We start from the raw sequence: 15,103 nt of genomic DNA on the forward strand, positions 1-15,103 counted from the left end.
AGCCTCTGTCCCTATAGAAAGGTATACGGAAAACTCCATTAAACACGGCCTATTTCCTTAAACAAAACATAGTAAAAGACTCAGCCATTAATAAGACAAACGCTTATCACACTAAGATGTGGGGGTTAGAATAGATCTGGAAGGAGGGGGGAAGGATCGCGCTAAATAATTAAAACCAAATGAGCTAGTTAAATCAAACCTTCATCGAGAGCAAAGCGTATCAGCTCAGAATTGGAGTGCATCTGCAGTTTATCAAGAATGTGACTTCGATGAGCGCTGACGGTCTTCACGCTTATGTGGAGAATTTCGCCAATCTGGGACACCGTTTTGCCGGAGGCGATCAAACGTAAAACCTGAAACTCCCGGTTGCTTAAAGTATCCAGTGGAAGCTCTGTCTGTTTTTTACCAAAATTCATTGCAATTTTTTGAGACAAATACGGACTGACTACTTTCTCCCCCTGATAAACTTTTCGAATACCATCGACCAACTGCTCCTTCGATGCGCCTTTAGTGATATAAGCAGACGCTCCCGTCTGAAGCATTCTGATTTCATGTTGCTCTTCTGAATACATACTCAAGATAATAACTTTTAAATCCGGGAACTCCATATTCAACTGAGTCAAGACCTCAAGCCCGCTCAGTTCAGGCATCGCAATGTCGAGTAAAATGATATCAGGCTGAACCTTGCGAATGTCGACAAGGGTCTGCTCGCCATTATCGGCTTCACCAATAACCTGCATGTCATCGTAAGAGGAAAGCAGTTTCTTCAATCCCTCCCGGAATATCGTGTGATCGTCTGTGATAAAAATTTTAATAGTCGACGCCATTTTCGTTGCCTCCATTCATCAATGGGAGTTGAACTTCGACCACCGTCCCTTGACCGGTAGCGCCATCAATTTTGAATTTTCCGCCAACGCTCTCTACGCGCTCCTGCATTCCTAAAACCCCAAGCGAAGGCCCATTTTCAATATGGGCTATACCGGAGCCATTATCAATGATTCTCAATAACGTTCCATATTTATTTCTTACCAACAAGACCTTGATTTTTGTCGCCTGACTGTGCCGGATGGTATTGGTCAAAGCCTCCTGAAAAACTCTGAAAAGAGTTAAGGCGATATCTCGGCTAAAATCTCTAAAGTCATGATTGCTGAAAAATTCATACTCCAGATTCAAGCGATCGTCGATATTATCCAGTTTCCATTTGATCGCCTCAGAAAGTCCGTACAAATCCAGAATTTCCGGTCGCAGATCCGTCGAAATCTTGCGGACCAAAAGTAGAGTCGTAGATACTTTTCGGGCCATTTTATCCAGCTCATTTTGAATCGACTCCTGGCTGTTAGAAATCTGATTCTGCAACCATCCGATATCCATATTGAGCGAGGTAAGACATGGCCCCAGCTCGTCATGAATTTCATGCGCCATTCGCAGTTTTTCTTCCTCAACCTCAGATTTTAAACGGTTATAAAGCCCGTGAATGATCCCTTTGGATTTTTCCAATTCAGTTTTAGCTTCGACACGATCTGTGATGGGGTAATGCGCAACCACAGCGCCTTGTTTCTCTCCAACGAGAGGGGTGACGTAGAGTAAAAACCAGCGTTTTTCAACTTCAGAATGGCAGGAGTACTCCATTTTAAAAGTTTGCGAAATCCCCTTAATCACATCCAGAATTCCTCGTCCGGCCTGCCCCCCTTCATCGCCGGAATTGAAACAAACCTCCAGGTAGTTTGTCCCGCTACCAAAAATATTTCCATTGGACAAGCCGTTCTCCAGCGCGAAACGAACCCAGGCTTCATTCACAAGAACAATGTTTCCCTCTGTATCAATCACTGAGATATGGGCGGGTAAAGAATTGATAAGACTTTTCTTTGTTTCATTCTGCAAACGCAGAGTTTCCTCAACTGTTTTCTGCTTGGTGATATCGCGAGCAACGGTAGAGAAAAAATCAACGGCGCCAGTGGAAGATTTATGTGCAACGATGACTTGAGAAACAGGAATAATGCGCCCATCCTTGTGAATTAAACTGGACTCTCCCTCCCACACACCATTTTTAATTGCGACAGGCAAGGCATAATGAAAAATATAATCAGCCGCTTTCGTCTCATGGAAATCAGATATACTCAGATGGCTCAAGTCCCCATCTGGCCCCAGTCCTACCATGAGACGACCCGCCGGGTTCACATATTTTACTTCTCCTGCAATACCGGCAATGCCAACAAAATCACTGGTAAATTCTAAAATAGACATCAGCCGATTTTGCTGATCAACACTGCTCTGGTGTTTTTTAATTTCTGACCCAAGCTGATCCCGCATTTCGATCAATTTACGTGAGCTGGTCAACACCCCTTCTTCCATACGGGAATAAATGGAATCGAATTTTTTTGAATCAGAATCTGACTTAAAATCTATAGAGTTGACTTTGGGAGACGAAATCGCTTTTCCTGTGTCATTCCTCAACTGGAATGATTGCAATGCCAATGAAAAGCTTTTCAAATAAGGATCCAGAATAAATGACATGGAGAGCGGATAGTCTTCATTAGTGTTGAAAACACAAGCAACGCCATCCATCACATTTCCGGAATTTATTGGAAGCAACAGACAACTGCTAAAAGAAGGCAACAGCGGATCAATACTTTTAGACACCACAACACCGTCTACAGCATACATACTGCGCGCTTTTCTTTGCGTAATGGTCTTGAGCAGTCCCTCAGATAAATCTTTTGTGGGAATCATTTCATCTTGAAACCTTAGAAGTTCTTTCCGGGGCGCGGCTTCTTGTGACTGCCCTGAAAATTTGGATGCCCTGAAAAACGGGGACAACTCGCCATTCTCGTCAGGTTTGACTTGCAAAAAAATAGCAAAACGACTCTTTGAGAGAGACAGTAAATCTTCCAGCAAGCGATTGTATATTATGTCGTGGGTGGAATCAGGAGATAGTTCGTTCTGGGTCCAGTGGATTCGGTCGACCAGTTCTTCATATAATTCAACTTTTGATGTTTTATCCAGCCAGAGTTGAGAAAACGTGAAGACCCAAAGAATGGAGATGGAAAGGCATCGGTTCAAAACTATTTTCCAAAATTCTCCACCGGGCGGGGATAGTATATAGCCAAGAAGAATCAGTAGAGTGCATAGAATACTGAGCCTGACGAGCAGTTTCAGATCACGTGTTCCGTAGTAGGTAACCAGAGCTAAAATGTACAGCGCCCCTGAGGCGACGCCCAGTTCGACAAACAAATCTACAAAAAAGACACAAAACACAACACTGAGAGGGAAGATATACGAGCTCAGTATAGCCATCTTCAAAACCTCATATTGCCAGGAGGCAACTCGTTCTGGCTCCAGTTGATTCGATCAACCAGTTCTTCATATAATTCAACTTTTGATGATTTATCCAGCCAGACTTGAGATAATGTGAAGATCCAGAGTACGGAGATGGAAAGACATCGATTCAAAGCTATTTTCCAGAATTCTCCGCCCGGCGGGGAAAATAAATAGCCAAGAACAATCAGTAGGGTGCATAGAACGCTGAGCCTGACGAGCAGTTTCAGATCACGTGTTCCGTAGTAGGTAACCAGAGCCAAAAGATACAGCTCTCCTGAGGCAACCCCCAGTTCCAGATACAGATCTGCCAAAAAGACACAAAGCGTAATGCTAAGAGGAATGATGTATGACCTGATATTGGACATACTAAATGTCTCATTTTGAAATATAATATTCAGTCTATTTTATATCTAGCTCCATATTCCAGTCATTCATTAAATTTATTATACAACTATTTTTTTTTTGACCTTCAGTTTGAAAACTATTCCGAATTGTAAAAATTGACCCTCGCCCCTTGTCTGTATCGGTGGGGCCCAAGAATAATCGGTCATGATTGCCGCCCTTATTCGACGTTTTTTGGAATATTTTCTGAGCGTTCAGTTTCCCTGTTAGCAAGGCGGTACAGATATTCTTCTCTCCTGGATTCAATCATCCCTCTCGCATCTTTGTTGCCTAACGCTTTCAGTAATACTTTAAGTTACTATATTTCAATGCTCCAAAATCTCGTTACCGGCGTGAGAGGCCGGTGTCCTGACCGCTAGACGAAGGGGAGGAATCCATAGCCATTGGCTGATGTGAAAAGCAGTCAAAAGCGTCCTCGATAAAAATAAATTCAGTTAAAACAGACAGCCTACATACAAAATAGCGTATAATGAGAGAGGTTGAAGCATCGTCCCCAGCCTCAAACTTACCGACGCCATTTTTTAGTTTCAAAATTTCAAGCCGGGTAACAATCCAACTTCTCTTATTCACCCCAAATTCAGGTATAATCTCTCTACCATGGCAAACCCTTCATCCAAAATTGCGATCTATGCCGCGCTGTTCGGCAATGGTTTGATCGCGATCACCAAATTTTTTGCGGCCTTTTACACCGGAAGCTCGGCAATGTTCAGCGAAGCGATTCACTCCGTCGTCGATACAGGCAATCAGGTTCTGCTCTTGTACGGTCTGAAATGCGCCGCGAAACCAGCGGACAAGTCGCATCCTTTCGGTTACGGCATGGAACTGTATTTCTGGAGTTTTGTGGTCGCGATTCTTATCTTTGGACTGGGCGCGGGCATTTCCATCTATGAAGGCATCATGAAAATTCAGAACCCATCGGTCATCACCAGCCCGCACATCAACTTCATCGTCATCGGCATTGCCGTGGTGTTTGAGGCGATGGCGTTTTCCGTCGCCCTGAGAGAATTTTACAAAACCAAGGGTTCGCAAAACTGGATCAAGGCGGTTCGCGCCAGCAAGGACCCTGCAATTTTCACCGTTCTCTTCGAAGACCTGGCGGCATTATTGGGCCTGCTCGTCGCCGGGATCGCGCTATACCTGAGCGACTTGTTACAGATGCCGATCCTCGATGGCGTCGGCTCGGTGACCATTGGATTGATCCTGGCCTCCACCGCCACTCTGCTCGCTTATGAGTGCAAAGGTTTGCTCACCGGCGAGGCCGCGAATGAAAAAGTGGTTTACGGTATTCGCACCATATTAAAAAATGAAACCAGCATCCTTCATATCAACGAAATCCTGACCATGCACATGGGGCCGCACGATATTCTTCTCAATATGAGTCTGGATTTCGAAGACGGTATTTCTTCCAATGCGGTTGAAGAAACCATATCCCGACTGGAAACGAACATCAAAGCAGAATACCCGCAGATCAGACGAATTTTTATCGAAGCTCAAGGCTGGTCTGCTCACCGGAAAAGTGATCTGTCCCAGTTGGAAGCCGACGATACGCAGACCGACCCCGCTTGAAGTTGAAACGCCGGCGGGCATACGCTCAAAACCAAGCCTTGCGAAGCTGACTTTGTGTTTCGCGTTGACCGGTCACACTATTGAAAATCGTTTAGTATCGCGCTTTTGTATCGCGCTGATTAGAATTGACTGTTTTCCTCGAAAAAGGAAATCGACCATGAGCAGACCACGTCGCTTATTTCAAAAGCTCAGCCTCGCTCTTTGGATCAGCCTCGCGTCTCCGCTATTTGCTACCGCGCAAGATTCAATTCCAGACGCTTCCACGCCTCAGCCTTTTGCCCTGCACCATGCCGCACAAGGCGATGACATCGAGCGAATCCGCGCACTGCTAGCGTCCGGCGCCGATATCAACCTGCAAAACAAATCGGGATTCACCGCCCTTCACATTGCCATCGTCAATCACCGCTTTCCCCTCGTTGAGTTTTTGATTCGCAACGGCGCCGACGTCAATCTCGCTGACCATGAAGGACTGACGCCGCTTCACATCGCGGCGCTGGAGGATCGAAGCGCAATTTCCCGCTTCCTGCTCGATCATGGCGCGCTCTTGGAGACCCGCGATCAATACGGTTACACGCCCCTGCATTTGGCCTGCGACCAGAGTAGCGAACAGGTCGCCAGCCAACTCATCACAGCTGGGGCAAAGGTCAACGCCCGTTCGCAATGGGGCGGCTCCCCCCTGCTCTCTGCCGTCGCGCAGAGCAATTTGAATCTGACTGAAATTCTCATAGAGCGTGGAGCGACGGTGAATGCGAAAGACCGCCTTGGAAGGAATACGCTTCACTGGGTAGCAGAAACCGGGGACATTGCGATCGCCCGATGGCTCATCGAACGCGGGGCGCGCCTGGACGCTTTGGATCAGGATGGGGAAACCCCGCTTCACACAGCGGCGAGATGGGATCACGCCGAGATCGTCGTTTTATTTATTGAAAAAGGCGCCAGCGTCAACGCAAAGGGACAGGACGGAAGAACGCCGCTCCATATCGCCATCGCCCACGGCAATCGCGATATCGCCGACTTGCTGACTCAAAAGGGGGCGGATTATTAGTTGGGCAAATGCCGCCAAATCATAATCCGCCCTTTATCGCGCATGGCTCGCTAGCGAACACTGTGACCCCAATCCCCCACAAGTTTTCGCAGTTGAAAACTCAACGCTTGAAACCCGTAGCGAATTCGCTTTGCCCAATCGAAACACTGATTCAACAAGGCTCCCCAGAAAGACGAAGTCTTGGCGAGGGCAACATGCGGCAAGGGGCGCAAGCGATCCATAGGAATAAACTTTTCGATGTAACAGGCTTCGCAAAGAAACGCCTGACCCGATTCATTGATATGCCCCGTCTTGCCAAACACACCGCAAGCGTCGCATTTCAGTTGAGTCTTAATTCCCGAATAAATCCAATGGCGAGGCATCCTGGCCCCCTTTCTCTAAAGATTAAACTATCGCCTTCTATCCATTAAATAAGATTCAAAACGCAGGCTGTCAACCTGCCGAACAAATGCCGAATCCGATTTATCGGGTTTCATTTCTTTTATAAGTTGCAACCCGGGCGCGTTGTTTTTATCCTGTACCAGAACGATTCACCCATGCGACCGCTTCGAAAACTGAAAACGATTTCCCCATGCCCAATGAACTGATCTTTCTCGTCGACGACGACCCCGCCATGCGCAAACTCGGGTCGACCCTGCTTGAAGACCGCTCCTATCAAACCCGGCAATTCGAAGACGGCGAATCCTGTCTGGCCGCTCTCGATGAAAGCCCCGCCGCTCTCTTTCTCGACATGGTCCTGCCCGGCATGAACGGTCTGGAAGTCTTGCAGGAAGTGAAGAAAGCCGCGCCGCATATTCCGGTCATCATGATAACCAGCATCAACGACGCCGACACAGCCGTGCGCGCCATGCAACTGGGCGCCTACGATTATCTGGTCAAACCTTATGACGAAAACCGTCTGTTCGCCTCCCTGAAAAAAGCGTTGGAGCAAAATTTCCTGACAACCCGGGTGCATTATTTAAAGAATGAGATCAGCCGCATCAAAAACCCCAAGGGACTGATCGGCTCCAGCCCGGAGCTGAAAGAAATTCTACAAAAAGCCCGGCAAGCGGCGGAAAGCGGAGCCGGAATTCTGGTTCAGGGGGAAAGCGGAACGGGCAAGGAATTGCTCGCGCGCGCCATCCACGAATACAGCCGATTTTCCAGCGGATTGTTCGTCGATATCAATTGCGGCGCGATTCCCGACACCCTGCAGGAAAGCGAATTATTCGGTCACAAGAAAGGCGCCTTCACCGGCGCGGTCGATACCCGCGCAGGCAAACTGGAACTCGCCAATCAAGGGTCCCTCTTCCTCGACGAAGTCGCGGAGATGAGCCTGCAAACCCAGGCCAAGCTCTTGCGATTTCTACAGGAAAAGACCTTCGAACGCCTGGGAGACAATCGAAAAATTCAAGTCGAGTCCCAATTCATCGCCGCGACAAACAAGGACCTGAAACTGGAAGTCGCTGAAGGACGTTTCAGAGAGGACTTGTATTACCGCCTCGCCGTATTCCCCATCACCGTTCCCCCTTTGAGGGAACGCAAGGAAGACATCCCTGAATTGTGCAAACACTTCATTGAAAAATACCGGACCCAGTGCGCCAAAAACATCGACCACATAGCCCCCTCCGCAATGGATGCGATTGGCAACTACTCCTGGCCCGGCAATGTACGCCAACTGGAAAACGCCCTGTTCCATTCAATGATTCTCTGCGCTGGCGACACCATCGAAACCCGTCACCTGCCGCTGGAAATCATTTCGCCCAACGAAAACGCTTCCCCAGACAACCAATCCCCCCCTACCGACGCTCCTGTGAGACCTCTGGATGAAACCATCAAAAGCGCCCTTCAATCCGCCATCCAACTCTCCAATGGAAAGATCCCGGAAGCCGCCAAAAAACTGGGTTTGAGCCGCAGCGCCATCTACCGAATGCTCAAAAAGTATCAGATCGGCTGAACGCTTCCCAAACGTCCCATATCTCGCACTGATCCCATTTTCGCAACAAAACATAGTCCCATTTATGGGATAACCGCCTTCCTAATCCCTCCAGCCTCGACTTCAATTGGAAAATATAAATACTTATTTATCAAATAGTTAGTTGATTTTTTACAGCAGAAATAAAATATGGCGCCGCCCTTGCTCTATATAGGCTGAAGCATGAGAGGCAAACCCTAAAAAAGGGAGAAATCAATCATGTTCTACCAGGTAAAGGTTTTCAACAAGCAGGGGAAATTGAAAAAAATCATTTCCAGTCAATCGCTCAATATTCGGCATTGGAAAGATTTCTTCAGCATGGGAGCTGAGAACAGCGCCAATTTCAACGGTTACGGCGCCATCAAGAAGCAGATGAAAACCGAGGTCTTTTACGACCCCATTTACACGGACGAGTATTGATTCCGGCGGCTTGAATTGAAAAGCCCTCTCACGGCCGCCTTTGGGGCGGGAGCAATCTACCCACTCCCGCTCCATACAAAAACCTGAAAAGGAGAAGCGCCATGAAACATAAAATGAAAATTGCAAGCGCAGTCGCTTTAAGTCTTTTACTGATAAACGCTCCGGCTTATGCCAAAAAGAGCGATTACCAGGAAATGGAAGTCAAGAACGGCGGAGCGATTACAGGAAGCGTCGCATACAAAGGCGACCTTCCCGCGCCAATCATGGAAAATCTCAAAAAAGGTAAAAACAGCGATTTTTGCGCCAAACACCCGGATACCGGCGAGAACGCCATACGTCCTCGCCATCGCGTGACAGCAAGCGATGGAAAGCTCCGAGACGCCGTGGTTTATATAGAAGAAATTGAACAAGGGAAAGCCTGGTCTGCAGAACCGACTCATTTCGATTTTCGAGATTGCGACATTTTTCCAAAAGTCAGCGTTGTACGCAAAACGCCGAAAGGGCTGAAAGAAGGTCTCGTTCAAATCGAAAACCATGATGAGAATATCCTGCACAATCCGCACGGCTATTCCGTCAACGGCGCCAATCGCAAGACTTTGTTCAACAAACCGCTTCCGTCCAAGGGAGACGTTGCAGACGTCACGAAATCTTTCAAACGCATGAAACAGGCGAAAGACGACCATTTCTTTCTGCAATGCGACCAGCATAACTACATGGAAGCCGACGCGCGCGTCGTATGGAACCCGTATTTTGTCGTCACCGGAGAGGATGGTTCTTACAAAATCGACAATATTCCAGCGGGCAAATACAAAGTCGTGGCTTGGCATCCCTATGCAGGCGAGACGATTCAGGAAGTAACGGTCAGCGCAGATGCGAGCGCCCAGGCCAATTTTGAATTAGCTAAAAAATAATCTGGTCACCAGCCATTCATAAAAAGGAGAACGACCATGAAACGCATACTGACAATCAGCCTGGCTCTGGCATTCTTAACGGCGGCCTCGAGCGCCGCCTGGGCCAAGAGCGAATGCCCACAACCGCGCAAGACCCCATCTGCTCCGGGTAATTTCACCAACATGGATAAAACATCAAGCGCCAATGCCTCGAATGGAGAGAAGCTCTATCAAAAAACGTCGAAACCGATGGCCTGCGCCATGTGCCACGGCCAGAAGGGCGACGGCATGGGCAAACTGGGGTCGGGCCTGAAACCCAAACCAAGAGACTTCACCTGCGCCGACACCATGAAGAATGTATCTGCGGGGCAAATGTACTGGATCATCAAAAACGGTTCCAAAGGAACCCCGATGACGCCTCAGAAGCTGAACGACGGTGAAATCTGGGACGTTGTGAAATACATCCGGGAAAGCTGGGTGAAATGAATCCCCTGGGCCCGTCGACGAAGTTTGTCGGCGGGTCTGACATTTCAATGTCAAAGGAACTCATGAAGCTCATTCATCGGCATGAATGACTTCCTCCTGGGACCCGTCGGTAGAAACAGCCGGCGGGTCCATCCGGATCCAACAAGATTGATCTGAGGAAATGTATTTCGAAATTCAGTGGAATTTTCAGGACATTCTGAAATCAATTTAATTATATAAAACGGAATCCTGAAGCTCATTCACTTGCTTGAATGACTTCCTCCGGGACCCGTCGGTAGAAACAGCCGGCGGGTCCATCCGGCCCCGGCAATGTTGATCGGATGAAATGCACTTCGAAATCAAGAAAGAACTTTCGAACATCTGGAATCAACTTTCAAATAGATAAAGAACTCCTGAAGCTCATTCATCGGCTTGAATGACTTCCTCCTGGGACCCGTCGGCAGAACTTGTCGGCGGGTCCGCTTGTTTTTGCCCCGATTTGTTCAAGGGAATCTCAAAAACAAAAACCGCTCCGCTTCCTTCCTCGCTTTCCAGCCAAATACGCCCGCCGTGCGCTTCGATCAAACTCCGGGCAATGGCCAGGCCCAATCCCGAACTTGTTTCGCCGCCAGTGGGTCGATTCTTGAGTTTTCCAAATGGTTGAAACAACTTTCCACGTTCCTCTTTAGGGATGCCTTCCCCCTGATCTCTTACGGTAAACCGGGCGAAACCGTTCAGAGAATCCAGAGAAGAAAATATTTCTCCGCCGGGAGGGGAATACTTCACGGCGTTGCTCAACAAATTATCCAGAACCTGAGCAATGCGATTTCTGCAAAAATAAAATTCCTCAAACGGGGACAGACTGGATCGAATTTTCACTTGTTTCTCGCGCGCCAGAATCGAATACAACTTGATCTTCTCTTCTATCAGCGCATGCAGGGAAGCGCCTTGCAGATTTAGCTCTACCCTCCCCTGCGCAATCGTCGACACATCCAGCAAGTCGTTCAACAGCATGACCAGATCATCGCTGGTTCTGAACACGGTTTCCAGAAAATCCCTGCGTGAATCGGCGTCAAGCGCATCGCCTTTCTCCTTCATAAATTTTGCGAAACCGCGAATCGCCGATAGGGGATTCCTTAAATCATGCGCCGCCATGCCCAGCAAACGGTCCTTGGTCGCGTTGAGAGCTTCCAACTCCTGATTGCTCTCTTCAAGAGATTGTCGCAAACGACGCAATTGCAAATGAGAGGACACCCGCGCAGACACTTCTTCATGACAAAAAGGTTTCGCCACAAAGTCCACGCCGCCGGACTCGAAACCTTTGAGAATGTCTTCCCGTTCGTGTTTAGCGGTCAGGAAAATGATCGGGATGTCTTCCGTCGCCGGCAGTTCATGAATGGTTTTAGCCGCATCAAATCCGCTGATTCCCGGCATCATGACGTCCATTAAAATCAAATCCGGCCGGATTTTCGGAGCCAGTTCCACCGCCTCTTCTCCGTTGGTCGCAAAGAAGAATTCGTGACCATCGTTTTCAAGGGTCTGGCACAGCACGTCTATATTCGCGGGAGAATCGTCAACCGCCAGAATTTTCATACCGCTTGCAGGTTTATCGCTCATTCGATTCCGGAATCGTTTGTAAAAGTTTTAATATCCCCTTGGTATCGTAATTCGACACTAAAAGTTCCAGGGCCGCGCTCAAGGCTTTTCCATTAGCGCCCTGCGAAGCCAGTTCATTACAACACTGTTTCAACTCCGTCATATTATGCATGCCAGCGGCATTAACGATTCGCTTTCTCCATGAGTCGGAAATGCTCAGCGCGGGCGCCTCAACCTTGTCCGCAAGAGCATCCCTGGGTTTGGGAGGCGTCGTCACACGCATGATACGCGACACGCAACTCAACACATCATCGACGCCAAAAGGTTTGGGAATGAATTCCCGGCACCCCTGACTCAAATAATGAAGGCGTTCGTCATCCAGCGCCGAAGCTGAAATTCCAATGATATTTTTCATTCCGGAATACTTCATACGAATCGCCCGGATCGTATCCGCTCCATTCATGGCGGGCATTCGCATGTCCATGAAAACCAGGTCGGGAATCGCCGAATCGATCATGGCCAAGGCCTCCATACCGTCAGCCGCCGTGCGCGTCGCCACTCCCGCGCCGTTCAAGATACTTTCAAGAATTTCCCGACTCATGGGATCGTCGTCTACAATAAGCGCATGAATCGTGTCGCCATTCTGTTTCCGCAAATTGCCCTCGCTCGCATCGCTTGAAATCAACCCCTCCTCGGAGCCCGGTGGCAATTGTAATGTAAAAGCAAAACGAGACCCCTCCTCCTGGGTCGAATCGCATTTGAGGTCTCCTCCCATCAACTCAACCTGTTTTTTTGAAATCGCCAGGCCCAGACCCGTCCCGCCACGCTTCAAACGTTCCGTCTCCTGTTGAAAGGGGCGATACAGTCTCTCCGCGAAATCCGCCGTCATTCCCCGCCCGGTATCTTCAATTTTAAAATGATACCAACCCTCCGCCCGCTCAGTCACCGACAGGGACACCCAGCCCTGATCGGTGAACTTGACGGCATTATCAAGCAAATTGATCAAGGTCTGCCTGAGTTTCAATTCATCTCCAAATACGATGCGGTTCCCTTCCCCAGGGCTGGAAACAGAGAGGCTCAACTGTTTCTCACGCGCCTTGGGAGAAATCATCCAGTCGATTTCCTGCAGAAGACGGTTTAAATCGAAATCCACCTTATGGACCTCCATCTTTCCCGCTTCGATTTTAGAGATGTCGAGAATATCGTTGATGATCTGCAGAAGGTGATTACCGCTACTGAGAATATTCGAAATATTTTTTTTCATCCATGTCGGCAAATCCCTACGCCGGATCATGATCTGCGAATACCCGAGAATAGCGTTCATGGGCGTTCGAATCTCATGACTCATATTTGCAAGAAAAACCGATTTGGCGCGATTGGCAACCTCCGCCTCGTCTTTCGCCGCTAACAAATCCATCTCCGCCTTCTCGCGCGCCGAAACTTCTTCGGTGAGGTGCAGGTTGGCCTCGGTCAATTCTCCGGTGCGAATATTCACAAGATTTTCAACGTGACGCGTTCGCGACGCCAGCATCTGAAAAATAACTGCAAGTAAAAAAGCGCCGCCGAACAAACTACCGCCAAGCCAAAACGGCACCGACAAATCGGGGCCTCCCAGAAAATTGTAATCCGCCTGCCATACCAGCAACCAACGGCTGTTTGCAAAATTCACCGGAGTTTGAAATTCAGTTTTCGGATTCTCCCAAAGCCGGCCGAAGAGTTTCCGGTCCTGATCGAAACCTTTGTAGACAACCAGATTCATCCCCTTATGCATATAGGGAGCCACCATGTCCCGGACCATTTTCTCAACATGGTAGATGCCGTGAATCACGCCCAGAAAATTGGCGCGACGTTCAGCAAGAAACTCAGGGATCGGGTAATGATCGTAGAAAGGAGCGTACACATGAATTCTGATTTTTTTATCCCCGGATTCATCCGCTTCCATCGTTTCCATTGAGGACAGGAACCCAGAATCGCGGGCGTCATAAATCGCCTGTTGAGCTTGCGGGTCGGAGGACAGATTGAATCCTATCTCATCCTGACCGCTCCGTTTATCCAGCGTGAATAGCAGGGGAAAGTATTCCTCGTCATTGAGTTCTGCATTGGGCACGGCGCGATTGCCTTTTTGCAGAATCCGAAAACGCGGTCGGCCCTCAGACTTCATCTTCTGTATAAATTCGTCGAGCTGATCGTGTTGAACCATCGGCGCCCATTGGAAGCCGTCGATGAAATCGTTGCGATTTAACAATGGAAATACATAGGTCTGAAACGCTCCCTCCTCCACCCTGCCGGTGGATCGAAACATTGAGAGAATTCCCAGCATTTCCCTCTCCGCGACCTCCAGCTTACCGACCAGAATGAGAGTGTCCTCCAGCGCTTCCTGACGCAATTGCTCCACCCAGGCGCTCTGTTTTTGCTTCCAGGAGTAATCGAAGGCAAACACTGAGAGCACAACGCCTGCGACGAAAATCCCCACCGCCTGAAGGGAAAGCGATTTCAGATGATCCATGATGCGTAAAGAAAACAAGCCAATGATCCCGATTTAATGATCTGTGAATTATGCTATATTAAACTAACTAAAGGTTATAATCGCTTTCATACGATGGCAACGACTAAATGAAACCCGGCTCAAGTCATGACTAAAATAATCGCTTCAATTCTATTCTCTTTTTTGTTCCTGAACGCCTGCGTCACCACGCCAGTGAGTGAACGCTCGGCGCTGATACTCGTACCTTTCGAGCAAGAAGTCGCTCTCGGCGTTCAGGCCTTTGATCAAATTCTGACTCAGGAAAAAGAATCGAACGACGCGAGATTGAAAGAAATCGTTAACCGGGTGGGACATCGCATCGCCGACGCCAGCGACATGCCAGACCTGGAATGGGAATTCAAACTGATCGAGTCGGATCAGCAGAATGCCTTTGCCCTGCCCGGCGGAAAAGTCGCCGTGTACACCGGCATTCTATCCGTCGCTAAAAATGAAGCGGGGCTGGCAACCATACTCGGCCATGAAATCGGCCATGCTATCGCCCGCCACGGCGCGCAACGAATGTCTCAGCAAATGCTCCTGCAAGGGGCGATGACGGCCGCCGCTATCAATCTTCAAAGCAATCCAAATCAACCCATGATCATGGCGGCTCTCGGTCTTGGCGTCAACGTTGGCATTCAGTTGCCCTTCAGCCGAATGAACGAATCGGAAGCCGATGAAATCGGCCTCATCTACATGGCGCAGGCGGGTTACGACCCAAGAGAAGCGGTCAATTTCTGGGGTCGTTTCAACGCTTCAAAGTCGGAGCAACCGCCGGAATTTCTATCCACGCATCCCTCCGACGCCACCCGCATTTCCAATTTACAAGGCATGCTTCAAAATGCGATTTCTATTTATGAGAAGTCTTCCAACAAAGTGGGACTGGGTCAAAATTTTTTCTAATCTTCCAACTGCGCCTCATCGCT

General features: G+C 48.7%; 13 protein-coding genes. 7 read left to right on the top strand and 6 right to left on the bottom strand.

Going from position 1 to position 15,103, the window contains the following annotated elements:
- Positions 1 to 188: 188 nt before the first annotated feature.
- The 3 genes from G3M78_12630 to G3M78_12640 are packed head-to-tail and all read right to left on the bottom strand — an operon-like array spanning position 189 to position 3,683.
- Positions 189 to 827: a response regulator transcription factor gene (locus G3M78_12630; protein QPJ66193.1), complete on the bottom strand. Its 639-nt coding sequence runs from the start codon at positions 825 to 827 to the stop codon at positions 189 to 191.
- Positions 811 to 3,294 (bottom strand): PAS domain S-box protein, encoded by a 2,484-nt coding sequence (locus G3M78_12635; GenBank protein ID QPJ66194.1) that lies wholly within the window; start codon positions 3,292 to 3,294, stop codon positions 811 to 813. The genes G3M78_12630 and G3M78_12635 overlap by 17 nt, the downstream gene beginning before the upstream one ends.
- A gap of 2 nt (positions 3,295 to 3,296) precedes the next feature.
- Positions 3,297 to 3,683, bottom strand: coding sequence for a hypothetical protein (locus G3M78_12640; GenBank protein ID QPJ66195.1), 387 nt, complete (start codon positions 3,681 to 3,683; stop codon positions 3,297 to 3,299).
- A gap of 634 nt (positions 3,684 to 4,317) precedes the next feature.
- Here G3M78_12640 and G3M78_12645 point away from each other — a divergent pair.
- Together G3M78_12645 and G3M78_12650 are read left to right on the top strand one after the other, a co-directional pair.
- On the top strand, positions 4,318 to 5,286 hold the full coding sequence (locus tag G3M78_12645) for a cation transporter (GenBank protein QPJ66196.1): 969 nt from the start codon (positions 4,318 to 4,320) through the stop codon (positions 5,284 to 5,286).
- A 157-nt stretch (positions 5,287 to 5,443) separates the two neighbouring features.
- A complete protein-coding gene (locus G3M78_12650) occupies positions 5,444 to 6,331 on the top strand; it encodes a hypothetical protein (protein ID QPJ66197.1) in 888 nt (295 codons plus the stop codon).
- 50 nt (positions 6,332 to 6,381) lie between these two features.
- On the opposite strand, the gene G3M78_12655 is transcribed toward G3M78_12650, so the two are convergent.
- Positions 6,382 to 6,693 (bottom strand): hypothetical protein, encoded by a 312-nt coding sequence (locus tag G3M78_12655; protein ID QPJ66198.1) that lies wholly within the window; start codon positions 6,691 to 6,693, stop codon positions 6,382 to 6,384.
- A 209-nt stretch (positions 6,694 to 6,902) separates the two neighbouring features.
- Between G3M78_12655 and G3M78_12660 the strand changes: the two genes are divergently transcribed.
- From G3M78_12660 to G3M78_12675, 4 genes are all read left to right on the top strand, one after another.
- Positions 6,903 to 8,267: a sigma-54-dependent Fis family transcriptional regulator gene (locus G3M78_12660; protein QPJ66199.1), complete on the top strand. Its 1,365-nt coding sequence runs from the start codon at positions 6,903 to 6,905 to the stop codon at positions 8,265 to 8,267.
- A 237-nt stretch (positions 8,268 to 8,504) separates the two neighbouring features.
- Complete coding sequence (locus G3M78_12665) at positions 8,505 to 8,705, top strand: hypothetical protein (GenBank protein QPJ66200.1); 201 nt, start codon at positions 8,505 to 8,507, stop codon at positions 8,703 to 8,705.
- Between the two features lie 113 nt (positions 8,706 to 8,818).
- A complete protein-coding gene (locus tag G3M78_12670) occupies positions 8,819 to 9,616 on the top strand; it encodes a carboxypeptidase regulatory-like domain-containing protein (protein ID QPJ66855.1) in 798 nt (265 codons plus the stop codon).
- 36 nt (positions 9,617 to 9,652) lie between these two features.
- Positions 9,653 to 10,081 carry a cytochrome c gene (locus tag G3M78_12675; protein ID QPJ66201.1) on the top strand — a complete coding sequence of 143 codons (429 nt, stop codon included), beginning with the start codon at positions 9,653 to 9,655 and terminating at the stop codon, positions 10,079 to 10,081.
- 399 nt (positions 10,082 to 10,480) lie between these two features.
- Here the strand turns inward: G3M78_12675 and G3M78_12680 are convergent, their stop codons facing one another.
- Together G3M78_12680 and G3M78_12685 are read right to left on the bottom strand one after the other, a co-directional pair.
- Positions 10,481 to 11,677: a hybrid sensor histidine kinase/response regulator gene (locus tag G3M78_12680; protein QPJ66202.1), complete on the bottom strand. Its 1,197-nt coding sequence runs from the start codon at positions 11,675 to 11,677 to the stop codon at positions 10,481 to 10,483.
- Positions 11,667 to 14,162 (bottom strand): response regulator, encoded by a 2,496-nt coding sequence (locus G3M78_12685; GenBank protein QPJ66203.1) that lies wholly within the window; start codon positions 14,160 to 14,162, stop codon positions 11,667 to 11,669. Before G3M78_12685 ends, G3M78_12680 begins: the two co-directional genes overlap by 11 nt.
- Before the next feature lie 126 nt (positions 14,163 to 14,288).
- Between G3M78_12685 and G3M78_12690 the strand changes: the two genes are divergently transcribed.
- On the top strand, positions 14,289 to 15,080 hold the full coding sequence (locus G3M78_12690; protein QPJ66204.1) for a M48 family metallopeptidase: 792 nt from the start codon (positions 14,289 to 14,291) through the stop codon (positions 15,078 to 15,080).
- Positions 15,081 to 15,103 lie beyond the last annotated feature (23 nt).

The organism is Candidatus Nitrohelix vancouverensis (assembly GCA_015698305.1).
Taxonomy (GTDB): Bacteria; Nitrospinota; Nitrospinia; order Nitrospinales; family VA-1; genus Nitrohelix; species Nitrohelix vancouverensis.